This is a genomic window from Aquirufa ecclesiirivi (genome assembly GCF_011250515.1).
Classification (GTDB): Bacteria; Bacteroidota; Bacteroidia; order Cytophagales; family Spirosomataceae; genus Aquirufa; species Aquirufa ecclesiirivi.
In genome coordinates this window covers 97,527-122,794 of sequence record NZ_JAANOP010000002.1, presented here as the reverse complement: position 1 = coordinate 122,794, position 25,268 = coordinate 97,527, and the positions used below count along the sequence as shown (strand labels likewise).

Genomic DNA, 25,268 nt, shown 5'->3' with positions numbered 1-25,268 from the left:
CTAATCGTTCAATAAGGGCCTCTACTAATAAAATCAATGTGAATCTCTCGTCACAATAGAACCTGATCCTCCTTTTAGGAAATCAAAATCAGCCCCATCATGGGCTTGGGACACACGGTCAATAAATAGTCCTACATAACCCCGTATATGAGCTTGTGCTTGGAAAGGTTGCGCCTGTTTACGTGCCTCCAATTCCTCATCTGATACTTCCCAATGAATGGATCTATTATCTAGATCCAAAGCAATATAATCGCCATTCTGAACCCAATTTAATGGACCTCCAGCTGCAGATTCAGGGGAAACGTGTAATACAACGGTTCCAAATCCTGTTCCGCTCATACGGCCATCAGAAATACGAACCATGTCTTTCACACCTTTCTCTAAGAGCTTTTTAGGGATACCCATATTTCCCACTTCCGCCATTCCTGGATAGCCTTTAGGACCTACATTTTTCAACACCATCACAGAAGTTGAATCGATATCTAAATCGGGAAGATCAATTCGAGCATGATAATCTTCAATATTTTCAAATACCACGGCTTTTCCTCGATGTTTATATAACTCAGGTGAAGCTGCACTTGGCTTAACCACAGCCCCATTCGGAGCCAAATTACCTTTCACCACCGCAATTCCTGAATCTGGTTTAAAAGGATTCTCCATGGTAGATATGATCTTGGAATCATAAATAGGAGTATTCGCTATATTTTCACCGACGGTTTTACCATTCACAGTAATGATTCCCGTATGTAAAAAATCCTTCATTTGATTCATCAAGGCAGGTAAGCCACCTGCATAATATAAATCTTCCATGAAGTGTTCTCCTGAAGGCTGAATATTAGCCAATAAAGGTATTTGCTTAGAAAATTTATCAAAATCATTTAGATCTAATTCCACACCGATACGTCCAGCAATAGCCAATAAATGGATGACAAAATTGGTAGATCCTCCAGTGGCAGCATTCACTCGAATAGCATTTTCAAATGCCTCACGCGTTAAAACTTTAGAAAGCTTTAAATCTTCTTTCACCATTTCCACAATTCTTCTTCCCGAATGCTGAGCCAATACCTTTCTACGAACATCGGCGGCAGGAATAGCCGCGTTTTGTGGTAAACTTAATCCTAGTGCTTCCACCATGGTAGCCATCGTAGATGCTGTACCCATCACCGCACAGTGACCCGGCGTACGTGCCATACACGCTTCTGCTTCAATAAACTCTGCCTGCGATAATTCACCTAATTTATACGCTTCAGCAAAGCGCCATACATCAGAGGTACCAATTTCCTTACCTTTAAACTTTCCTTTCATCATGGGTCCGCCAGAAATCACCAAACTCGGTAAATCCACACTGCAAGCACCCATAACCAAAGAAGGAGTCGTCTTATCACAACCACACATTAATACCACCCCATCAATCGGATTGGCACGAATAGATTCTTCTACATCCATACTGGCCAAATTACGATATAACATGGCGGTAGGCTTAATTAATGTTTCCCCCAAAGACATCACCGGAAATTCTACGGGAAATCCTCCTGCTTCAATCACCCCTTTTTTGACAAATTCTGCTAATTCTCTAAAATGAGCATTACATGGCGTTAATTCTGACCAGGTATTACAAATTCCAATAACTGGTTTCCCTTGAAAATAATCATCAGGTATACCTTGATTTTTCATCCAAGCACGGTAAATAAATCCATCTTTACCTGTCTTGCCAAACCATTGCTGCGATCGTAATTTTTGCTCACTCATTGTTGAATATGTTCTAAGTCTAACGTTTTGTTTAATACAAAGCTTCGGTCTGTTCCAAAGCTATAATAACATGACCTAATTCCTTCAGACAGGTCTGAATAGGGATCGTTTTGAAAGTCAAATGACCTCACAATATAAGATTTATCTACATGTAAACTATCATTTCCTAGGTACCCAAAATTTTGACGACCTTTCAAGACGGGAAATTGAACCGTCTGTAAATTTCCCTTATGATATTCAAAAGTATAAATAATGCTTTTTTTACCCTTGCTGACCAAAACCCAAAACTCAGGTTGCATATCGCCATTCAAATCAGAAGATAAAATTTGTTTACAAGAAACATGCTGAAATTCTTTACGATAGACCGTTTGATTACTTTTAGTGACACTAAAAATTACTTTATTGGGTATGGACTCCATTTTCGCTTCAAAATCCTCGATTTTAGTAATGAACTCGGTTTTTTTATCTTGATCCACCGACTTCAATGGGCTATCCAAGGAATCTTGGTAGCGCTGTACCAAGTCCATTTCCTCCAAGCCAATATTCGATTGTTTTTCTACTTCCTCCTTTTGTTGAACATAATACAACAAACCAAGCAGTAGCGATACCAACAATAGAAATACAGTAAATCGAAAAATTTTTACCATGTTAAAGCGCTAAACTGGCAATGATCTGACAGGCTTCTTGTAACTGCGATTGAGGGCAAGCAAAATTTAACCGAATGAAGTTTTTTCCTTTAAATTGCTCCCCACGCAATACGTGTAGCCCATGTTCTAGCAATCGTTCTGGTAAATCTCCCCAAGTTTCATCATAGGAAATCCAGGCCAAATAGGTAGCTTCTAGAGGAATCATGTCCAAACCTGGTTGTTGCTTGACAAAATCCAACAGAAAATCATGATTTTGTTTCAAATAAGGCAATAATTGAGCCAACCAATTAGAACCATACAGGTAAGTAGCTGACATGACGTCAATGCTATGTCGACTCAGCATAGGCATAAATCCAAAGGTTCTTTTGATAAAAGCCTCTCTGCTTGCTTTGTGAGGAATAATGGCTACACAACCTCCTAAGCCAGCTGTATTAAAAGCTTTTGATGTTGCAAAAAAACTGATGGAGGGAATATCTTCGATGTATTGACCAATACAAATATGTTTGGATTGGGGATGAATGCGTAAATCAGCATGTATTTCATCAGAAATAATCAAGCAATTATATTGTTTACACAAACGTACTATTTGATCTATTTCTGACTGATTAAATACCGTACCTCCAGGATTATGGGGATTACAAAATAAAAACACGGCTGGCTGTTGTTTTAGCGCCTCTTCAAAAGCTTCAAAATCGTAAGTCCATCGGCCCTCTTTTTCCACCATGGGAAAAGTAAGTAAAGGGCGATTTAACCAAGTAGGTATCAAATGAAACGGATGATACACGGGAATGGCTGTCAAAACTCCATTTTTCTCGTTGGAAAAGATATCACAGGCTATGCTAATACCTGGAACGATTCCGGGTAACCAAACTTGCCATTCTACTGCTGTTTCCCATTGATATTCCTCTTGGATCTTTTTTTGCGCTAATATTTTCAAGGAATCAGGCACGATGGAATAACCTAAAACTCCATGTTGAGTAATCTTATCCAATGCCTCCAAAATTTCATCTGCCACTACAAACTCCATATCAGCCACAGGCATAGGAAGGATGGATTTGCCCGCATAGATCGGGTTGTCCCATTTATAACTAGACGTATTTTTACGATCAATCACTTGATCAAAGTTGTATTTTTTCATTTAATAAAATTAGGTCTAAAAACCTGAATGCCAAGAAAGGAGGGATGCGATTTCAAGTATTCCACTAAGTTCTTATCCGAAACACATACCTTTTTTACTTCCTGAGAAGCATGAAGTACATAAAAAGTTGATTTTCTAAACGTAAGAAAGCCCGTATGCTGTACATCTAGATCATTTCTTTTGGAAACAAAAGTAACAATATCGCCTTCCTTAAAACTGGAGAGTACCTTACTAACATTGATCGATGGAATGTAGGTAAAAGGATTTAATCTTAATTGGCTCTCCACTTGTTCCAAAGCTGGAATGGATATATTCTTGTTCTTATTTCGATAAAATTGAGATAAAAACGTAAAACTTTTCTTGATCTGTTTTCCCTCAGGAGTAGGTATGGGAAGGATCCATTGATCTTTAACCAATTGTTCCATGGCAGCTGAAAAATAATGATTTCTTGTTTCAAATCGAATATCCTTAGGTTGAGCATACCTCCAATGAATCAAATTTTTCTTATACAGGGAATCCTGACCTTTGGAATGATATAGTGACATCACATTTTCAATGAATGTTACACAATCAAAATCCTCCAATGAAAGGTATAATTTCTCTGGATTTTCAGCCGAAAGGGCATTTGCCACATAAGGTTTGCCCAAGAAATACTCTGCCAAAATCACATGATTCTGTTTTTTTTGAGACAAAGCTATTCTACTTTGCAAATCTAAAGGAATCCATTTTTCTTGAGCATTTCCGAACTGAAAAAGAAAAACGCCCAATAGAAGGAATAGTAATCGCATGGATTTTGGGAGTAAGGCCATTATGAAATCATAAAAACATAAGCACTGTTCGGGGGCAACATCGCCACATCAGCTTGTTGAAGGTGTTCTCTCACAGCTGGTGGCACAAATGCTTGTATTAATTTCAACTTAACTTGGGACACGTTCATCATCTCTTTCGCCAAGTTGGGTAATTGAATATCCAAAGAATAATATTGTTGAGAATCAAAATTACATACGATTAACAATTTTTCTTTGGAAGTATATCTTAAAAATGAATAGACTTTTCTCTTCGGATAATGTTCATTTTGAGCATATTGTAAATCAAAAAAATGCCCTTCTTGAATAGCAGGATGTGCATGTACGAATTGAAACAAATCCACATAAAAATCATCCAATTGTTTTTCCTCCTTAGTTAATTCTGCCCCATCAAATTGCCCTTGATTCATCCATCTTTGATGTGATTCTACCCGCCAAAAATCAAACATAGTGGTGCGATCTTGCGCCAAATTAAATCCTTCCACCTCATTGGCAGACTCACCAAATTCCTGTCCCATGTAGGTCATTAATGGTCCATGATGCAGACAAGCAGTTATGACCATAGCTGGAATAGTTGACCATAGATTATGTTGAGCAAAACCAGGACTATTTATTCTAGTTTCATCATGATTTTCCAGAAAGCGTAACATGTGCTCAGAAAATTCCCCTGATTCATGTTGCCATACACGAGTAATATCCTCTACCGTAGCTTTAGGTTTCTCTTCCATCAACCTTCTTAAGGCATCATATAAACCTACTTTATCATATAAATAATCAAACCCACCTCGATAGATATAATCCTGGTAACGATAAGGTTGGTAAATTTCAGCAATGAATGTCACTTTGGAATTGATAGACTTGATCTTAGGAATGACGTAAGCCCAAAATTCCACAGGAACCATTTCAGCCATATCACATCGAAAAGAATCAATTCCTTTATTAGTCCAGTAGACTAAAACATCGAGCAGTTTTAACCAAGTATCCGGTATCGGATCAAAATAGGTCTTTTCTCCATGTTGAAAATCGATTCCATAATTCAACTTCACGGTTTCAAACCAATCATCTTTCGAGGGCTGAGCCGAAAAAACATTATTTCCACTCACTTTGGCGGGAATTTCAATATAAGGAATAGAATAGGGTACAGGTATATCTAAACCATCAGGCACAGAAAATTGAGTACCTGGTAAATAATAAAAATTGTTATTGGGATCAAAAGATTTATCTGTCTGATCATTTAGTCCAAAATCACTAATTCCTTTTGGCTTCTTATCTGAATGGTATTGTCTGGCCAGGTGATTCGGTACAAAATCCAAAATCAAATGCAAACCACAGGCATGAATTCGCTCCAACATTTCCTCAAACTCCTCCATTCTTTTGGCAGGATCAATTGCTAAGAAGGGATTAACGTCATAATAATCTTTGATGGCAAAGGGTGAACCAGCCCGACCTTTCACAATGGATGGATGATCTAATGGGGATCCATAGGCAGAAAAATCCTCCATAGTGGCATGTTCGATGATACCAGTCGCATAAATATGAGTGAATCCTTTTTTCGCCAAGGCTTGCAAAGCTTTGATGGATATGTCAGAAAATTTGGTAACTCCATTTCTTTGACATGAACCGTTAAAAGCTAAATCGGTATTGGTATTGCCCCATAAATGAAACATCATTTGATATACGATAAACTTATGGGATCTTTTCTCTTTCATGTAAATCTGAATCTATTAATTTCTAAAAAAATAGGCTTAGGTCGGAATAATTCTAGTTTAAATAAAATTAAATTATTCCTCAATAACAAGATAAAGGGCTCAAATAAGCCAAATTTCGCTTTTTCCGCAGCTGGAAAACTCGTATTTTTGAAATATAGCATAACCCTAAAAATTATAAAATGAAGTATAAAGCCTGTCTTTTCGACTTAGATGGCGTACTCGTAGATACCGCAGTATATCATTTTCAAGCATGGAAAATTTTAGGGAAACATTTTGATTTTGAATTAAGTCATGAGCAAAATGAAGAACTCAAAGGGATTTCCCGAGTTGAGTCTTTAGATAAAATCTTGCATTGGGCACATTTTCAAGCTACGCAAGAACAAAAGGGTCGTTGGCTCAAAGAAAAAAATGAGACTTACTTAGAGCTCATTTCGCACATGAATCCCTGTGAAATATTGCCGGGTGTCATTTCCTTCCTACAACAATTAAAAGAACAAGGCTACCTGATTGCCTTAGGTTCTGCGAGTAAAAATGCTGGTATTATTTTAGAAAAAACAGGCTTAACAACTTGGTTTAATGCCATAATAGACGGAAACGTAGTAACAAAAAGTAAACCAGACCCTGAAGTATTTTTAAAAGGAGCGGAAGCACTAGGCTGCCCCGCGACAGCATGTATTGTATTTGAAGATGCCCAAGCCGGTATAGATGCCGCCAAAGCGGGTGGAATGAAAGTGGTAGGAGTTGGCTCTCCAACCATTTTGCGAGGCGCGGATAAAGTCATTTCCTCTTTTACAGAACTACAAGTATCTGAACTTCTTCTTCTTTAATCCTATCTATTCATCGTATTTGCGCTCCTAATTAGAACCCTATGAAACAGTATTTAAAACATGATGCTTGGAAAGTCATTGAAGATTCATTCCATCCTGAATTCAACGAAATCACGGAATCCATTTTTTCCTTAGGGAATGGCCGAATGGGACAAAGAGCCAATTTTGAAGAAAGCTACACGGGTAAAACACTTCAAGGAAATTATGTGGCAGGGGTTTATTATCCTGATAAAACGCGCGTTGGTTGGTGGAAAAACGGCTATCCAGAATATTTTGCCAAAGTATTAAATGCCGCCAATTGGATCGGAATAGACATTGAGATAGAAGGAGTGAAGGTCGACCTACACCAAGCAAGCATACATGAATTTTATCGAGAATTGAATATGAAAGAGGGGTATTTGCTTCGTACTTGCGAAATCACCTTATCGAATAACAAACGATTAAAAATTAAATCCATTCGTTTCAATAGCATGGCTGATGACGAATCTGGTGCTATTTCATACAGCATCACTCCCGTCAATTTTTCTGGATCAATTCAACTAAAAGCCTATATCGACGGAGATATCCAAAATAAAGATTCTAATTATCAAGAGAAGTTTTGGGATCAAGTCAAAGTAGAGGCTCAAGGAAATCGTTCCTTTGTATGGTCAAAAACTAAAAAAACTCATTTTGAAGTCATCACCGGACAAGAAGTGCACATTTACCAAAATGGACAAAAAGTCCATGTTCAAGCTCAATCTGAAACTAGAGAAAAATATAGCGTTTTAAGCTACCAAGTGGATGTGATTGAAAATGAGCCTATTACCTTATTTAAATATGCCATCAATTTAAGCTCCGAAAATCACCCAACCACAGATTTTGAAATAGCACTATCCCAATACCTCACGAAGATTGCATCTAAAGGATTTGATCAAATGTTACAAGAACAGGCATTAGCATGGGCAGAAAAGTGGAACAGCAATGATATCGTCATTGAAGGTGATGTAGCAGCACAGCAAGGAATCCGATTTAACATATTCCAACTCAATCAAACGTATACAGGCAAAGACGATCGATTAAATATTGGTCCCAAAGGATTTACAGGTGAAAAATATGGAGGATCTACTTATTGGGATACAGAAGCTTATTGCATACCTTTTTACCTATCAACGGCACCATCTCAGGTAGCTAAAAATCTCTTGATCTACCGTTGGAAGCAATTGGATAAGGCCATCGAAAATGCACAGAAACTAGGTTTTGACCAAGGGGCAGCATTATATCCGATGGTGACTATGAATGGGGAGGAATGCCACAATGAATGGGAGATAACCTTTGAAGAAATTCACCGTAATGGTGCCATTGCTTATGCCATCAAGGATTATGTACAATACACAGATGATAAAAGACACTTGCTTGATTATGGCTGGGATGTATTATTAGCCATTGCTCGATTCTGGAAGCAACGTGTCAATTGGTCAGAAAATCTTCAAAAATATGTCATGTTGGGTGTAACTGGTCCAAATGAGTATGAAAACAATGTCAATAATAACTGGTATACCAATTACCTAGCAGCTTGGTGTTTGTCTTATGTTCAAGAAGTTCATCAAGAAATCACTCAATTGTACCCGAATGAGACTTCTATCAAACTAGAGAAAAGTCAATTTAAAGTCGAGGAATTAGTAGAGTTCGAACATATTGTTCAACACATGCACTATCCAAGAGATGAAAAAAGAGGCATATATCTTCAGCAAGATGGTTTCTTAGATAAAATTATTGCACCCGTTGATCAAATCCCTGCCCAGCAACGTCCCATCAATCAACATTGGTCTTGGGATCGAATATTACGCTCTTGTTATATTAAGCAAGCAGATGTTTTACAAGGTATGTATTTCTTTGAATCAGATTTCTCTTTGGATGAGATTGAAAGAAATTATTCATTTTATGAGCCCTTAACCGTCCATGAATCATCCTTAAGTCCTTGTGTTCATAGTATTTTGGCTGCCAAATTAGGTAAGGAAGATAAGTCGTATGAATTTTATACCCGAGCTGCCAGATTGGATTTAGATGATTATAACAATGATACTGAAGATGGCTGTCATATTACCAGCATGGCAGGAACCTGGATGTCTATTATTAAAGGTTTTGCAGGGCAAAGTGTTCAAAATAACCAATTACACTTAGCCCCATTTTTACCGAAGCAATGGAAGAGCTATCGTTTTAAAATCAATTTCAGAAATGATCATTTAGAAATTGAAGTCAACCAAGCAGGGGTGAAAGTACAAAATTTAGCGGGTCATGCTAGTGAAATTGTCATCCATGATAAGAAGCTTCATGTTGCAGCAAACTCAACTGTAGTAATATAAAAAAAGGCCTCAAATGAGGCCTTTTTAATACTAGAGAATGATCAATTATTCTTTAGCTAAATCAATATCGGGTGTAGAAACATCTGTTAATACAACTCCACCGCGTTCTTTACGGGCAATTCTTGAATATAAACCTACCTCTTGAGAGAATAGGAAAGTGAAGAACAATTTGACAAAGGAGGTATGGTATTTCAAATTATCATAATACTCAGGTGCTGCAGCCTTTAATTTTGGAAGATTATTCCAAGGAATAGAAGGCATATCATGGTGTTCATTATGGTAACCCACATTCATATTGATGCCATTCAAACCACCATAGTAACTATACGTTTCCTGATTTTTATCTAAAACCAAATAATGCTCTTGAATCCAACGAGCGCCTAGTGGATGTAAACCCACAGAAAACAGGAAACTTAAACCCATGTAAGCCAAGGCAGGCCAGCCCCATAAGTACACAATCAAAGCATCAAAAGCGAATTGTGCTACAATGTTCATGATTACCCAGCGATCAAATACGGCTAACTCAATACAACGAATGGTACGAATAGCTTGAAAGAAGGGAAATAATAATAACCAAATGGCTTTACCAATGAAATAATTGTTAATCAATTTTGCTTCCCAATAATCAGGTAAATCCGCATCCAGTTCATGTACCCCTTGAAAAGCATGGTGCTTTAAGTGGTAGTTTTTGAAAGAAATGGCTGTAGGAAATAAAGAGGGGAAGTTAGCAACAATCCCAGCAAACACATTCCATGAATTTTTTTTGAATACCAAATTATGGGCGGTCTCGTGAATACATACGAATAAGGTATGTGTTGGGAATGCACCTACAAACCAAGCGGCGGCAACAATTAACCACCAGGGTGAATCTTTCAAAAAATAGGCTAGGGTAATTTGTAAACCAACACAGGCCAAAATCCACCACATTGTACTCGGATTTTTACCAATTAATTTTTTTACTTCGGGGTGTTTCTTGATGATTTCTCTTGTACGTTGACGGTGAGGCTCTGAACCTTCTACCCACGTAAAGTCATTAAATTCAGACATAATTGAACATATTTTCTTGTTGCAAAGATAACACATATGCCTATTTACTGACGAAATTTATTGAATTTTATTATTTATGGGAGAGTACGTGACAATATGTCAGCATTTGTTTAAAACAGCTTTCATGGCATATTCCTTGTAACATGGGGGTAAAAAATAAAATAATAATCATGGGAAAAATTATTGGAATTGACCTAGGTACCACCAATTCATGTGTGGCCGTAATGGAAGGAAATGAGGCAGTTGTTATTGCTAACTCAGAAGGAAGAAGAACAACTCCCTCCATTGTAGCGTTTTTGGAGAATGGGGAGCGTAAAGTAGGAGATCCTGCCAAAAGACAAGCGATTACCAATCCTCAAAATACCATATCATCTGTTAAAAGATTTATGGGTAAAAAATATAGTGATGTAAGTTCTGAATTAAAAACGATTTCATATCAAGTTGAAAAAGGGAATAACGATACTCCACGTGTTCGCATCGGTGATCGTTTATATACCCCACAAGAAATTTCTGCGCAAATCTTAACGAAGATGAAGCAAACAGCAGAAGATTATTTAGGACAAACTGTTACAGAGGCTGTTATTACTGTTCCTGCTTATTTCAATGATGCAGAACGTCAAGCAACGAAAGAAGCGGGCCAAATTGCAGGCTTAGAAGTGAAACGTATCATCAATGAACCCACTGCTGCAGCTTTAGCTTACGGTGTCGACAAGCAAGGTAAGGATATGAAGATTGCGGTGTTCGACTTAGGTGGTGGAACTTTTGACGTATCGATCTTAGAATTGGGTGAGGGAGTTTTTGAAGTAAAATCTACTGATGGTGATACCCACTTAGGAGGAGATGATTTTGACCAAGTAATCATTGATTGGTTGGCTCAAGAATTCATTTCAGATGAAAACATCGACTTGCGTAAAGATCCAATGGCACTTCAGCGCTTAAAAGAAGCGGCTGAAAAGGCTAAAATTGAATTAAGTTCTGGCGCGTCCACCGAGATCAATTTGCCTTATATCATGCCAGTGAATGGTATTCCAAAGCACTTAGTTCGCAATTTAACACGTGCTAAATTTGAGCAACTAGCTGATAGTTTGATTCAACGTACCTTGGAGCCATGCAAAAGAGCCATGAAAAATGCAGGATATTCTAATGCAGACATCGATGAGGTTATTTTAGTAGGAGGTTCAACTCGTATTCCTAGAATTCAAGAAGAAGTAGAAAAATTCTTTGAAAAGAAACCTTCTAAAGGAGTGAATCCAGACGAAGTTGTCGCTTTAGGAGCTGCTATTCAAGGTGGAGTTTTAACCGGTGAAGTAAAAGATGTTTTGTTACTTGATGTGACTCCATTATCTTTAGGGATTGAAACGATGGGAGGTGTATTCACTAAGTTAATTGAAGCGAATACAACCATTCCAACTAAGAAGTCAGAAGTATTCTCGACTGCCGCAGATAACCAGCCATCCGTTGAGTTAAATGTATTGCAAGGAGAAAGACCTATGGCGAAGGATAATCGTTCATTAGGACGTTTCCACTTAGATGGTTTGCCACCAGCACAACGTGGAGTACCTCAAATTGAAGTTACTTTCGACATTGATGCCAACGGTATTTTGCATGTATCTGCGAAAGACAAAGGAACTGGTAAGGAACAAAAAATCCGTATCGAAGCTTCCAGTGGCTTAACAGATGCTGAAATTGAAAAAATGCGCAACGAGGCAAAGGCCAATGAAGCGAGCGATAAAATTGAGAAAGAGCGTGTTGAGAAAATCAACCAAGCTGATGCTTTAATTTTCCAATCTGAAAAGCAATTGAAAGAATATGGAGAGAAGCTTTCAGAAGGAAACAAATCAGCCATTGAAGGTGCATTAGCTGAATTAAAAACAGCTCATGCTTCCCAAGATGTAGCTGCTATTGATGCTGGCTTGGAAAAACTTAATACAGCTTGGACTGCTGCTTCCCAAGAAATGTACGCTGCTGGTGAAACTGCAGGTGCAACAGAAAATACAGCGGATGCTTCTGCCAATGGCGCTAGTGAAGCAGAAGATGTAGCTTTCGAGGAAGTAAAATAGTTAAATAGGTTTAGAGGTTTATTTAAACTCCCAGCAGCTACGCTGGGAGTTTTTTGTTGATATACCTATCGATCAAAAATCTATTCTAAAGCATTAAAATATTAATGGATTGGCTTCTCCCTGAACTTAAGTGCTTGACCAGCTCGATTATTTTTTTGAGCGATTATTTCAGAAATAATCGAAATAGCGATTTCTTCAGGACCTTCTGCTCCTAAATCCAGACCAATAGGACTAGAAATTTTTTTTCTGAGTTTGGAAATATCCAAACCCGCATCATTCAAATGACCTTGCAGTTTATCCATACGCTTTTGTGGACCCAAAATTCCCCAATAAGCAACAAGTTCCCATGAACTTAACTTTTTCATTAAAAACACATCTCGATCAAAGTCATGGGTCATCATGACTAGAGAATCGTCTGGTAGGATTTGAAAATCAGCTTCCCAATCATAAACTTGCTTGACCAATTTCTTACCAAGGGGATTCATTTTTTGCACATTACCTACCCAATGTATCTCCCAAGCCAGAAGATTTATTTGTTGAATCAAAGCCAAAGCATCAAACTGATTCCCAAAAATCCAAATACGAGGCATAGGAGGGATGTATTCTAAAAGAGTTGATTTTCCTTCTAAAAGGCGATAATGAGCCGTTTTTTGAAGCAAAATCTCTTTTTTGTCAGCATCAAAGGAATGAATATCCGACTGAGGAATATACAAATACTGAAAAGATGATACCTTATTTTCATCCCACTCGCTGCTTAATACACCAGGCTCATAAGACGATACCGCCTGTTTCATGGCAACACAAAAAGCTTCCAAATGAACACGAATAGGATCAATGACAATATCAATGAGTCCTTGACAACCTAATCCAACTCCTAATTGAAAAGGATCCTCTTCACGCGTATCATAGGTGACCAATTTAATTTGTTGGGTCATCATGGCCATTTGTGCCTTCTTCAACATATCTCCTTCCAAACAACCGCCACTAATGGCTCCCCACCAATTTCCATCTCCCGTCACCAACATTCTTGCTCCAGGTCTACGATAAGCCGAACCATCAACATGTACAACAGTGGCAAGAGCTAAGTCCATGTTTTCTGCCAATAGTTGTTCCAAACGATTCACAATTTGTATCCAATCTTTCATGATATCAATTTTTCTAGACTTTTAACCAAGTAATTCACCACCCAATCATGATCCTCATGCAAATAGGTATGCGCCATTGAGATTCTAACACTAGTCAAAGCTGTATCATCGTCTCTACCTAAAGCTTTTAACACATGCGAGGGAAATGTTGATTTAGAATTGCAAGCAGACCCATTAGAAAGAGCCAACTTGGGCATCGATCTAAAAAGCTTTTCCCAATCGACTCCTAAAATGGAAAAATTAAGTATATGAGGTATTTGATTTTCAGAAATTGAATTGAAACATATTCTTTCTCCTAAAGATGCTTTAAGAGCCTTTTCGAAATCCATTTTTTTAGCTTGTAATTGAGGCAAAGAGTTCAGAAGTTGTGGAATACCTTCCACCGCTTTTGCAAGCCCTACAATCAAAGGAACGGGTAAAGTACCAGCACGTAAGCTTCTTTCTTGTGCACCTCCCCATTGTCGGGCTTGTAAGGGAGTATTTACTTTCACAATCAAAGCACCAATACCTTTAGGTCCAAAAATTTTATGACCAGAAAAGCTCATTAAATCAGGTAAATGTGCTTGTGAAATATCCAATTTCCCCAATGCTTGGGTCGCATCGCTATGACAAATTATTCCTTGCTGTGTACACCAGGTTGCAATACTTGAAATATCGTTGATTGTTCCAATTTCATTATTAACCCACATGATGGATACGAGGGACGTATTAGGCTTTTTTTCCGCTTTAATTTGATCCAAATTAATTTCACCTGTTGAATTAGGTGCTAAATAAGTAATTTCCCATCCTTTGGTAGCTAAATATGCCAAAGGCTCCAAAACGGCTTTATGCTCCAAAGAGGAAGAAATAATATGACCAGGAGTTTGATGCTCCAACAAACCTAAAAGGGCCAAATTATTGGATTCCGTGGCACCTGATGTGAATAGGATAGAGGCAGGTTTAACCGAAAAATAGGTGGCTATGGATTTACGAGCTTCATCCACAGCATCAGAGGCTTCCCAACCAAATAGATGTTGGTTAGAGCCTGAATTACCAAAATGATGACTAAAATAAGGAATCATAGCTTCCAAAACTTCTGGTGATACAGGAGTTGTAGCGGCATAATCTAAATAGACGGGACGATTCAATTTCTTAGCGGGTGGTTGTACAGCAAAGATACATATTGGGCATGAAAAAAGTCCCAAATTTCTTTGGGACTTTCTTGTAAGCTATGTAAATAAGGATTAACCTAATTTATTCACTACTGCTTTGAACGCTTCTGGGTGGTTCATCGCTAAATCAGCAAGCACCTTACGGTTTAAAGTCATTCCTGATTTGTTGAATTTGCCCATGAAAGCTGAATAAGACATTCCTTCTTGACGAGCGGCAGCATTGATACGCTGAATCCACAATCCTCTGAAATCTCTTTTCTTTACTTTGCGATCACGGTATGCATATTGCAAACCTTTCTCTACTTTGTTTTTGGCTACGGTCCAAACGTTTTTTCCGCGACCATAAAAGCCTTTGGCTAATTTTAAGATTTTTTTTCTGCGAGCTCTAGAAGCTACATGGTTGACACTACGTGGCATAGAAATTTGTTTTTTGAAATTGAGGCGACTTCTTACAGTACTTTAGGCCTTATTTCTGGTTGAACAATAACTTAAATTGATATTAAAGACCTAACATTAAGTTTACACGGTCCATATCAGATGGAGAAACTAAGGTAGCGTGAACTAAGTTACGCTTCTGCTTAGTCGTCTTTTTAGTAAGGATGTGGCTATGAAAAGCGTGCTTACGCTTAATTTTACCAGTTCCAGTTACTTTGAAACGTTTCTTTGCTCCAGAGTTGGTTTTAATTTTTGGCATTATAGTAAAAATTAAATTTAAAATTGGGAATGCAAAAGTATAAAAAATACCCTTTAATTCCCTGTTTTGATGAAAAAAAATTGAAATTATTTCTTGGCAGCTTTAGGAGAGAAGATAATGCTCATACGCTTACCTTCTAATTTGGGCATGTCATCGGGTTTACCAAATTCTTCCAAGCCTTTAGCGAAGTTTAATAACAACATTTCGCCACGCTCTTTGAAAACAATAGTACGACCCACAAAGTGTACATAGGCTTTCACCTTAGCACCTTCTTTTAAGAAGTTTACGGCATGCTTTAATTTAAAGTTAAAATCATGTTCGTCGGTATTAGGACCGAAACGAATCTCTTTAATGACCGTTTTAGTGGCATTAGCTTTGATTTCCTTTTGCTTTTTCTTTTGATCATACTTGAACTTAGCATAATCAATAACCTTACAAACAGGAGGAACGGCATTAGGGGAAATTTCAACCAAATCTAAACTTTGAGATTCAGCAATCGCCAAAGCTTTAGAAAACTCATAAACACCTTGTTCAATATTTTCTCCTACTAATCGCACTTCTGCAACTCCTCGTATTAGATTATTGATTCTATAAGGCTCCTCTTCTCGTTTGTTTCCTCGGTAATTGTTATTGGGGCGTAAAGCCATAAAGTAAAATTTCGTTTAATAATTATTGTTAATTCTTGTATTCAATTCGAAAGCTATATCAATTTTAACGCATTTGCAAACAAAAGAGTTTCAAGCAATTGATATTCTCCAATAAATCTATTTATCGTGTGTCAATTGTTGGATTTCTTCCTGAGCAATAGCCATAAATGCATCCAAAGTCATGGAACCTAAATCTCCTTGTCCTTTTTTACGAATACTGATCAAACCTTCTGCTTGCTCCTTTTCACCTACAATGATCATAAAAGGAACTTTGGAAACTTCTGCATCACGAATTTTACGTCCAATCTTCTCATCACGGTGATCAACATAACCTCTTAAATCACGCTCTTGTAAACGTAAATAGATCTCATTGGCATAATCTTCGTATTTCTCTGAAATGGGTAAGACCGCCAATTGATCGGGAGATAACCACAATGGGAAGTTTCCAGCTGTATTCTCAATCAAAATAGCAATAAAACGCTCCAAGGAACCAAATGGCGCTCGGTGAATCATAACCGGACGATGTTTTTGATTATCTGAACCCGTATATTCCAATTCAAATCGTTGAGGTAATTGATAATCCACCTGAATCGTTCCTAATTGCCATTTTCTACCTAGGGCATCACGTACCATAAAATCCAATTTGGGACCATAAAATGCTGCTTCACCATATTCAATCACATAAGGTAAACCCTTTTCTTGTGCAGATTTAATGATAGCCGATTCCGCTTTTTCCCAATCTTCATCACGTCCAATGTATTTTTCACGATCCGTTTTATCTCTTAAAGAAACCTGAGCCGAAAATTCATGGAAACCTAGGGCCTTAAATACATAAAGCACCAAATCTATCACTTTCATGAATTCATCTTCCACTTGGTCTGGACGACAAAAAATATGCGCATCATCTTGAGTAAAGCCTCTTACACGAGTTAATCCATGTAATTCACCCGATTGTTCATAACGATACACCGTTCCAAATTCCGCCAGTCGTAATGGCAAATCTTTGTAGGAGCGTGGTTTCGTTTTATATATCTCACAATGGTGAGGACAGTTCATGGGTTTCAATAAGAACTCTTCTCCCTCATCTGGTGTATTGATCGGTTGGAATGAATCCTTACCATATTTGGCATAGTGACCTGAGGTTACATACAATTCTTTACTACCAATATGCGGCGTTACTACAGGAGAGTAACCAGCTCGAACCTGCGCTCTACGTAAGAAATTCTCTAACCTTTCACGAAGAATAGTTCCCTTAGGTAACCACAAAGGCAAACCTAAACCTACCTTCTCTGAAAATGCAAAAAGTTCTAATTCCTTGCCTAATTTACGGTGGTCACGGCGTTTGGCTTCTTCTAACAAGAATAAATACTCTTCCAATTCTTTTGCCTTAGGAAAAGTAATGGCATAAATTCGGGTCATTTGCTTACGCTTTTCATCGCCACGCCAGTAAGCACCTGCTACACTGAGTAGTTTGACCGATTTAATAAATCCTGTTTGAGGAATATGTGGCCCACGACATAAATCAGTGAAGTTTCCTTGGGAGTAAAAGGTAATTGAACCATCTTCCAAACCTTCCAATAACTCCAACTTATATTCATCGTTTTTCTCTTGGAAATAAGCAATAGCATCTGCCTTTGCAACAGGCTTGCGTAAATACTCACTTTTTTGGCGAGCCAATTCCAGCATTTTATCTTCAATTTGCTTAAACTGATCACTGCCAAACTCTTTCCCTCCTAAATCGATATCATAATAAAAACCATTCTCAATAGCTGGACCAATACCAAATTTGGTACCTGGATATAAAGCTTCAATAGCTTCAGCCATTAAGTGAGCTGAAGAATGCCAAAATGTCTTTTTCCCTTCCGTATCATTCCAGGTCAATAATTGAACATGTGCATCTGTTTGGATTGGGGTAGAAGCATCTACCACTTGATCATCCACTTTGGCAGCCAACACATTTCTTGCTAAACCTTCTGAAATTGACAAGGCAACTTCCATTGGTGTCACACCAGAATTATACTCACGGATATTTCCGTCGGGAAAAGTAATTTTTATCATTCGAACAAATTTTATGCAATTTACAAATTAAGCAGGAATATTAGGAGCGTATTTTAATTTTCAGAAGACTCAGTAGACAAACTATCCGTTTGAGTTCGGGTAGAATCCAAGTTTCGATTTATCAAACGATACTTTAAACTTCTAAACCTCATGTCGCTAGGGTAGATTTGTAGAGCTGAATCCAACAAGGCCAAACTCTTTAATCGTTCGCCTAAATACAGCCAACTGATGGATTTGATAAACATGGCCTGAGAAGCATAAGGACTATCGCTCGAAACTTTGTCTAAAAAGGCGATAGCTTTATAATAATCCCGATTCTTAAAATAAAAATCCCCTATTTCTGCGAATAAATTATCATTAGAGGGAAATGAGGCTAAAACGCTAGCATAAACTTTTTCAGCTCTGGGAACTTGTCGAATCTTAGCCAAAAACCTAGCCCAAAAGCGTAATAAATGGGGGTCATGCGGGAATTTTTTGCGTGCCGATAATAATTGAGCTTGATAAATCAACATGGGTACTCGATCACCTTGGTGCTGAAAATACAATCTCGCTAGGGGAGTTTCAGATAGATAAATGCTACTACTATCGCGAACTAACTTCATCCACGACAATGTATCGCCTATCGATAAATTTCGTAAAGTATAGACATAAGCTCTATCGGTAGGGGATAATCCTACTTTCAGGCTTTTTGCCAAATAGTAATTAGCCATTTTGGTTTGAGCAGTTTGAGCATAAATCTCTGCTAATAATATCCATAAACCGGGAGCTGAAAATCCCGCTTCCTCCAAAGATTTAGCATCTTTTAATGCTTCCGTATATTCTTCAAGGTGAAAATGAATTTGAGCGGATAGATATAAAAAATCCAAATCACCAGATTCGATTTGAAGTGCTCTTTGAATATCTTCAGATGCCAATAAATACTTTCTTTGAGTGAAATAAGCCTTTGACCTAATATAGTACAAAGTAGAAGAAGGTTTATCTTCAATAATCGCACTGACATATTGTATCACTCGCTGGGGATCTTCTCCTTTTAAAAAAGCAGAAGCAGGAGGGATTTTTTCTCCTTTTGAATCTTGATTCGTTTCACACGACATCAAAAAAATGCCCAAAACCATCAAGGTTATCCAATAAATGACTAAAATCCTATATCGATTACTAGAGGATACCACTCGATTTGCTTGGTTTGAGATTTATATAAACAACGAACACCGATTTCAAAATTCTGAGAAAAACGCAAGAAGTGAAATTGGGATGACAAATCTACACCGAATGATTGGAATGTGGTGGTGGATGTACCATCTTTTACTATATTTTCTCCCTGTGATGCATCAAAAAAGATATTACCCTTTAATCGTTTGACATACAACAACCTCCCTATATTAAAATCGGTATTTGCGATCGGAAATTTGTAATCCGCAGAAAAAGTGAACAATCGATTGTATAGTACGGTCGTATAACCTCGTGGCAAGGCAAGGGTACTGGCAAAGGTATAATTCCCATTAGATTGTTGCTGATAAGCGCCTCTCAAGGAAATACCATGATGCCTAAATAAGCCAGGAACAAATACTTTCCCTTGTGCAGACCAAATTTCGGAATTTAAGTTTTGACTAAAAGGTGTTCCTTGCCAATGCAGACCTATTTGATAACCCCAGGGTGATTGCACATCCCTATAAGCTCTGTTTAATAATTTTGAATACGAAATAGCATGCGTCATGGAGGAATACAAGCCATTAAAGGCCTCGCTTTTGAACCTTAAGGGTAAATCATATCCATTAACTTGGAAAAAAGAATAAGTAGATGAAAGGGTTAAATATTCAGCAAAGGCTGAATGTGTAAGATTTAAGTGCAGTCGAATACCAATATCCCCTTTTGTTTGCATCCAATTATCGGTCCGCAAACTATCAAAGGGTGCTCTTTTATCCACATACAAACTCGTGCTTCGCTGGCTATTTTGAAATGAAGCATCAATCACAGGAAATAATCCTTGATACGAAAATCTAGCAAATTGAGTTCCCGATCGTTCATTGGGATCATATTGATACCCAATTCCAGCTTGTAAGGTGTTGGTGACATTCTTAGATAAAAGACTTACTTCCAATTGATTTCCTTGGGCAGCAATCAATGGTCCCCAAGAATACACATTGAAAATATTCCATTTAGAATATTTTTGACTTGCATAATGTGGCCTAAGTTCTTGTAAAACAGGAGTAGGTTTAGACTGTAGCAAAGTACTCCATGGCTCATTTCCTAATTTCTTTACCATAATGGCATCACCTGAAGCTCGATAAGACTGATAAACAATGGCATCATTAGAAATTACTTGAGCTGAATATGCCCCAAAAGGAGCGTGAGTAATCACTTGTTGTTGCTTGTTTTTCACATGGATACGCACAATCTGATCTAAACCTTCAATCGGTTGATTGAAATAAACAAAATCACCCTTCAAAAAAGGTGCACCAATATTATTACTTCCTAAATGAAACTCATAAATGACGGTAAATCGCTCTAAATCCATAATTCTAATGGATTTTTGGTGCTGACTTTTCACGACATAAACCATTCGATTTTGATCTGCTAAACGGGCATGCAAGACTTGTTCTCCAGATGAAATAGGTATTTTTTTTATCAATTGCCGAGTGTCTACATCCAATAGTAACAAATGAGAAGATCCATTAATTTGTTGAACTAAAGTAAGAACTTGCTTATTATCCTGACTAATGGATGGGTTAATCCACTTTTCATCACCATCCCAAAAAATCTTTTCCTTCGTTTTCCGATTAAAAAGAACCAAACGTGTTCCTTGTTTTTGTCCCCAACGAACATCAAATTTGATTTCAGACCAAATCACCCATTCTTTGGATGCAGAAAGCATATTCATTTCTGAGATGGGTCCTAATTTGGTTAATTCCTTTTCTTGACCACGACTAAATTCAACTAAAACAGGAATGGTTGAAAAGCCTGACTTAATGGCGACAAACGTATCTTCGGTAACCCAACATGGAAATTTATATGATGTAAAGGTTTGAGAAACCTTGGGGCTAATTTGTTCCGATTGATCTGATACATTCAATCGCCTCATTTGAATAGAATCCCGTAATTCCTTTAAAGCCAATTGACTAAATTGATCGATGCTCAGACCGGTTCGTTCTTTTAACACAGAAGAAAAGGCAAATGGATAAGGACGAAGCAATGATTTTTGCCAAATTTGACCAATGGCCAATTCTCCTTGTTTTTGGCGAATATATTGACTCAAAAATTGACCAAAAACATAGTGATTAGGAACTAATTGACGATATGATTTTCCCATCATTTTACCATAGGAGGGAATACCATATTCTAATAAATAGGCCTGCAAAGGCAAATAAAATTCGGGAATTTTACTTCTACCAATCGGATTTAATCGCGTTTCTGTTTCTACCGCATCACCTTCCCACAACCAATTGGGAATGATTAAATTAGAATATAAGGCTTGCCCATTACTTCCCCAGAGACTTCGAAATACCTTGGCTAGGCCTTGTCGACCTAACTCATTTTGAAACATATGACGAGTTTCATGACTCACCAGCATTTCTAACCATTCATTGGTTCCTACTAAGGCGGGATTTTGCGTGGGAATCGTAAATAATTCAGCTCTGGGAGCATTTAAACTAACAAAACCATTGGAATAAATCCCTCTATTTTGCAATACAATTTTCCAGGGATGAAGTTTACTCGGTATGGTTTGACCTACTTGATGGACATGCTTTTCTAAATAATAGGCTGTTAGCTGAGCCAAGCTATCCGCATCTTCAGGATAGATTATCTGAATGGCATGATTGGGAAGCTGAAGCTGTTTCCACCGAACGGAAGCTGGATTTTGGTCCAATAAAGAATAATTCAGTTGACCTAATAAGCCAGGTGAGAAACAGATGCACCACAAGAATAAAGCAAATTTCTTTACAGCCATTTTAAAATAAAATCAAGCATCCAGCGAACTTTAAAATGATAAGGAGGATATAACATTTTCATCATTCCACTATGTTGAACCAATACTGATTTCTGATTTGAAAACTCAATAAACCCAAATTTACCACCCGTTTTACCAATTCCAGAGTTGTTTACCCCACCAAATGGCAGTTCACCATGACCATAATGAATGAGGCAGTCATTAACGACCACACCACCTGAGCTTGTATTTTTCAATATATGCTGTGTAAACTCTTCGTTTTCAGAAAATATGTAGAGAGCCAATGGTTTTTCCTCTTTGGCCAATTGATCAATGATTTGTTGCTCGTCTTTATAAACTAAAATAGGCAAAATAGGTCCAAATATCTCCTCCTGCATGATTTTCATATCATGATGACAGTTTGTCAATACCGTAGGTGCGATGAAACAATCTTGCTCATCTGTTTCACCACCAAATAATACATTGGCACCATGTAATTTAGCATCGTCAACTAAACCAATAATTCGACTAAAATGTCTTGAATTGACAATTCTAGCATAATCTTTGCTATGTTGTACTCCTTTTTTCTCGGGATCATAAAAACGATTCACCGCCTTTTCTAAGGCTTCCAAAAATGAGAAATAATGTTTTTCATGCACATATACATAATCAGGTGCAATGCAGGTTTGTCCATTATTTAAAAATTTACCCCAAGCTATTTTCTGTGCTGAAGCTTCAATATCTGCCTGAGGACCAATAATAGCAGGGGATTTGCCTCCCAATTCTAAAGTCACGGAAGTCAAGTGCTCCGCTGCTGCTTTCATCACTAGTTTACCAATTAAAGGACTACCTGTAAAGAAAATATGGTCAAATTTTTGATCGAGTAAATAGGTAGAAACAGATGCATCCCCTTCAAAAACCGCCACTTCGCTGCGATCAAACAAGGTCGATATCATCTTTTTTATAAAAGAAGAAGTAGCAGGACTTAGTTCAGATGGTTTTAAAATTATTGCATTTCCAGCAGCCAAAGCCAAAAGTAGAGGGCAAATGGCCAAATTAAATGGGTAATTCCAAGGAGCAATGATTAAACACATACCCTTGGCTTCCATTTGCACATACCCTTGAGTACCTAAAAGCAGAAGTGGAGTATCTACTTTCTGAGGTTTCATCCAAGACTTCAAATGGCGGCATATATGATCTATTTCTCTTTTTACTCCTAAAAGTTCTGCCAATATAACCTCGGAGGAAGGTTTTTTGAAATCATCATAAAGGGCATCAAACAATTCCTGTTTGTGAGAAATCATGTATTTTTCAATGGACTTCAATTTTTCAATGCGCTCTTGGTGGGTCGTGTTTTTCAGACGTCCCGAAGACGATTTTTGAATCCAAAATACTTCTGCGATTTGATCTTCTATTGGTGAAACCATGGCTTTTAAGACTTAAATAATTCTCTTAAACTATTTTCTAATCCATCAAAATACCGATTATTTCCAGCGGGTTTTCTTAAGGAATCACCAGCCACATACCACAAGCCATCTCCTGGATACACAGCAAACGAATGGGTACTTTTCAATTCCTCCTTTGCTTTATCAGCTTGAAAATCAGCAATATAAACCGTATTCATCAAAGCTTGTAAACGATCCCAATCCGAAATTGTTTTTAAGACCGATCCCGATTCTTGATATGTAAAAGTTAAATTTTCAAAGGATAATTCACCTTCAATTCTGACCCATTCATCCAATTCATCCTTAAATTGAAATCCTAAAAAGAGAGGCATTTCCCTTCCAGCAGTTTCAAAAATGGATTGTATGAATTCCTGTATTAAGTTTTCTTCTATTTCTAACATCCTAGGTACCTTGGTGGTAGAATTAGGGTATTCTAACATAATAAATGGTTCCTCATCCCTAGGCTTACAAGATCCAGATTTATAGGTGTCAAATCGAGCAGCTAATCTTTGTTGCCAAGCAACAGAAATACTTCCATTCCAAGTCCAAGATTCATCCGTAGGTAAACCCTCGGCTATCAATTCTTCTTTTGAGAAATCTTCTCGGTCAGTATATTGAATTTCTACTTCCAAAGAGGCTTCTGGAGTACCAAATCCTATAAATCGAATGAGTGATTCAAAATGATAAGGAGCAGGAACGTTATTGGCACTCTCATAAAATAAATTAAAATTAGTCATTGGCATGAGATTCTTTGGATGAAGATTGAAGATACAAAGCTACCGTTTTCAAGCTATCCAATTTCCCATTTGAATTAAATATGAATTTTGGAAGGCAAATAATTGACTTAGGTATTTGTTTTGAAGACAAATGCTGTAATAAATACTGTTTTAATGGGTCTCCCAGATTAAAGAAATTAGGTGATTCGATGAATAATACGGCTTTTTGTCCATAAAAATCATCTGGTATACCAGCCACAAAGGAAAGAGCTGAAATACCCTTTTCAATAAAAAATGCCTGAATATGTTTTTCGACTTGACTAGGTATAATTTTCATCCCACCCGAATTAATGATAAAATCTTTCCTACCCAAAATACGAAATCCTTGATCTGCCTTTAATTCAGCTAAATCATTCGTTTCTATCCATTGATTATTTGTCAATGCAGATCGAATACACAGACAATCTTCCTCATTCAGTTTTAATTCAACACCTGGGAGGGGGTGAAGATAGTCATCTGTTTTTAGAGAAATAGGACGATAAGCAATATGTGATACGGTTTCCGTCATACCGTAAGTAAGAAAAATAGGGAAATCTTGTTTCATGGCCAAATTCTCAATCTCCACTGAAATGGCTGCACCTCCCACTAAAATTCCTTTAGCACCTTGGAAAGATGCTAAAAGTGAATCATGTTGCAAAATATATTGTAATTGTGGAGGAACTAGGGATGTCAATCGAATTGGAATATTTGGAGGTATTTCAGGCTGGTTACTAGGCTCGATTATGACGAGTTGTAAATCCCAAACTAGGGCCCTGACTACCACCATTACTCCTCCGATAAATTTGATGGGTAAACATAATAAAGCTCGATCTCCAGCCTCTAATCCAAGCCATTCGCCAGTTAAAAGGGCTGAGTGCCTCATTTGATCTCGATGGATACGGATGGCTTTGGGTTGACCCGTTGAACCAGAAGTATGGAAGCTAAACCATTCAATACCAGCTTTCCAAAGCTTACAAAATTCCATCACTTCTGCCTCAAAAGGAGTGGAAGGAGTAGGGAAGACATTTGACTTTGGAGAAAATACCAGCATATAATCGGTGAATCATTCCAAAATTAACCAAACATTCTCTAATTTTGAGGGTTACAGCTAGGATTTACCTTA

The 25,268-nt window shown here is 37.6% G+C and carries 20 protein-coding genes; 3 read left to right on the top strand and 17 right to left on the bottom strand.

Annotated elements, in window-relative coordinates; all coding sequences use genetic code 11:
- Window positions 1-33: 33 nt before the first annotated feature.
- Genes G9H65_RS03805 through G9H65_RS03785 form a run of 5 tightly spaced genes read right to left on the bottom strand, consistent with a single transcriptional unit; the run spans window position 34 to window position 6,049 of the window.
- Window positions 34-1,749 (bottom strand): IlvD/Edd family dehydratase, encoded by a 1,716-nt coding sequence (locus G9H65_RS03805; protein WP_166374022.1) that lies wholly within the window; start codon window positions 1,747-1,749, stop codon window positions 34-36.
- The gene (locus tag G9H65_RS03800) at window positions 1,746-2,396 is read right to left on the bottom strand and encodes a hypothetical protein (RefSeq protein WP_166374021.1); all 651 of its coding nucleotides are present in this window, start codon (window positions 2,394-2,396) and stop codon (window positions 1,746-1,748) included. Before G9H65_RS03800 ends, G9H65_RS03805 begins: the two co-directional genes overlap by 4 nt.
- Window position 2,397: 1 nt before the next feature.
- The gene (locus tag G9H65_RS03795) at window positions 2,398-3,534 is read right to left on the bottom strand and encodes a MalY/PatB family protein (protein WP_166374020.1); all 1,137 of its coding nucleotides are present in this window, start codon (window positions 3,532-3,534) and stop codon (window positions 2,398-2,400) included.
- Window positions 3,531-4,343 (bottom strand): N-acetylmuramoyl-L-alanine amidase-like domain-containing protein, encoded by an 813-nt coding sequence (locus G9H65_RS03790; protein WP_166374019.1) that lies wholly within the window; start codon window positions 4,341-4,343, stop codon window positions 3,531-3,533. Before G9H65_RS03790 ends, G9H65_RS03795 begins: the two co-directional genes overlap by 4 nt.
- Window positions 4,343-6,049 (bottom strand): alpha-amylase family glycosyl hydrolase, encoded by a 1,707-nt coding sequence (locus G9H65_RS03785; RefSeq protein WP_166374018.1) that lies wholly within the window; start codon window positions 6,047-6,049, stop codon window positions 4,343-4,345. Before G9H65_RS03785 ends, G9H65_RS03790 begins: the two co-directional genes overlap by 1 nt.
- A 179-nt stretch (window positions 6,050-6,228) precedes the next feature.
- On the opposite strand from G9H65_RS03785, the gene pgmB reads away from it, so the two are divergent.
- A complete protein-coding gene (gene pgmB / locus G9H65_RS03780; RefSeq protein WP_166374017.1) occupies window positions 6,229-6,876 on the top strand; it encodes a beta-phosphoglucomutase in 648 nt (215 codons plus the stop codon).
- Between the two features lie 41 nt (window positions 6,877-6,917).
- Entirely contained in the window at window positions 6,918-9,218 is a 2,301-nt protein-coding gene (locus G9H65_RS03775) for a family 65 glycosyl hydrolase domain-containing protein (RefSeq protein WP_166374016.1), read from the top strand.
- A 45-nt stretch (window positions 9,219-9,263) separates the two neighbouring features.
- Here G9H65_RS03775 and G9H65_RS03770 read toward each other — a convergent pair whose 3' ends face one another.
- The gene (locus G9H65_RS03770; protein WP_166374015.1) at window positions 9,264-10,265 is read right to left on the bottom strand and encodes a fatty acid desaturase; all 1,002 of its coding nucleotides are present in this window, start codon (window positions 10,263-10,265) and stop codon (window positions 9,264-9,266) included.
- A gap of 170 nt (window positions 10,266-10,435) precedes the next feature.
- On the opposite strand from G9H65_RS03770, the gene dnaK reads away from it, so the two are divergent.
- Window positions 10,436-12,325 (top strand): molecular chaperone DnaK, encoded by a 1,890-nt coding sequence (gene dnaK, locus G9H65_RS03765; RefSeq protein WP_166374014.1) that lies wholly within the window; start codon window positions 10,436-10,438, stop codon window positions 12,323-12,325.
- Window positions 12,326-12,426: 101 nt separating this feature from the next.
- Here the strand turns inward: dnaK and G9H65_RS03760 are convergent, their stop codons facing one another.
- From G9H65_RS03760 to G9H65_RS03710, 11 genes are all read right to left on the bottom strand, one after another.
- The gene (locus G9H65_RS03760) at window positions 12,427-13,470 is read right to left on the bottom strand and encodes an XdhC family protein (RefSeq protein WP_166374013.1); all 1,044 of its coding nucleotides are present in this window, start codon (window positions 13,468-13,470) and stop codon (window positions 12,427-12,429) included.
- Window positions 13,467-14,597 (bottom strand): cysteine desulfurase family protein, encoded by a 1,131-nt coding sequence (locus G9H65_RS03755; protein ID WP_166374012.1) that lies wholly within the window; start codon window positions 14,595-14,597, stop codon window positions 13,467-13,469. The genes G9H65_RS03760 and G9H65_RS03755 overlap by 4 nt, the downstream gene beginning before the upstream one ends.
- Window positions 14,598-14,693: 96 nt before the next feature.
- On the bottom strand, window positions 14,694-15,038 hold the full coding sequence (rplT, locus tag G9H65_RS03750) for a 50S ribosomal protein L20 (RefSeq protein WP_109323027.1): 345 nt from the start codon (window positions 15,036-15,038) through the stop codon (window positions 14,694-14,696).
- An 82-nt stretch (window positions 15,039-15,120) separates the two neighbouring features.
- Entirely contained in the window at window positions 15,121-15,315 is a 195-nt protein-coding gene (rpmI, locus tag G9H65_RS03745; RefSeq protein WP_109323028.1) for a 50S ribosomal protein L35, read from the bottom strand.
- Between the two features lie 86 nt (window positions 15,316-15,401).
- Window positions 15,402-15,962 carry a translation initiation factor IF-3 gene (gene infC / locus G9H65_RS03740; RefSeq protein WP_109323029.1) on the bottom strand — a complete coding sequence of 187 codons (561 nt, stop codon included), beginning with the start codon at window positions 15,960-15,962 and terminating at the stop codon, window positions 15,402-15,404.
- Window positions 15,963-16,079: 117 nt separating this feature from the next.
- Window positions 16,080-18,020, bottom strand: coding sequence for a threonine--tRNA ligase (gene thrS, locus G9H65_RS03735; RefSeq protein WP_166374011.1), 1,941 nt, complete (start codon window positions 18,018-18,020; stop codon window positions 16,080-16,082).
- 53 nt (window positions 18,021-18,073) lie between these two features.
- Complete coding sequence (locus tag G9H65_RS03730; RefSeq protein ID WP_166374010.1) at window positions 18,074-19,135, bottom strand: tetratricopeptide repeat protein; 1,062 nt, start codon at window positions 19,133-19,135, stop codon at window positions 18,074-18,076.
- 20 nt (window positions 19,136-19,155) lie between these two features.
- Window positions 19,156-21,966: a BamA/TamA family outer membrane protein gene (locus G9H65_RS03725; RefSeq protein ID WP_166374009.1), complete on the bottom strand. Its 2,811-nt coding sequence runs from the start codon at window positions 21,964-21,966 to the stop codon at window positions 19,156-19,158.
- On the bottom strand, window positions 21,957-23,372 hold the full coding sequence (locus G9H65_RS03720) for an aldehyde dehydrogenase family protein (RefSeq protein WP_166374008.1): 1,416 nt from the start codon (window positions 23,370-23,372) through the stop codon (window positions 21,957-21,959). The genes G9H65_RS03725 and G9H65_RS03720 overlap by 10 nt, the downstream gene beginning before the upstream one ends.
- A gap of 5 nt (window positions 23,373-23,377) precedes the next feature.
- Window positions 23,378-24,127, bottom strand: coding sequence for a hypothetical protein (locus tag G9H65_RS03715; protein ID WP_166374007.1), 750 nt, complete (start codon window positions 24,125-24,127; stop codon window positions 23,378-23,380).
- A complete protein-coding gene (locus G9H65_RS03710; protein ID WP_166374006.1) occupies window positions 24,120-25,196 on the bottom strand; it encodes an AMP-binding protein in 1,077 nt (358 codons plus the stop codon). Before G9H65_RS03710 ends, G9H65_RS03715 begins: the two co-directional genes overlap by 8 nt.
- Window positions 25,197-25,268: the final 72 nt, after the last annotated feature.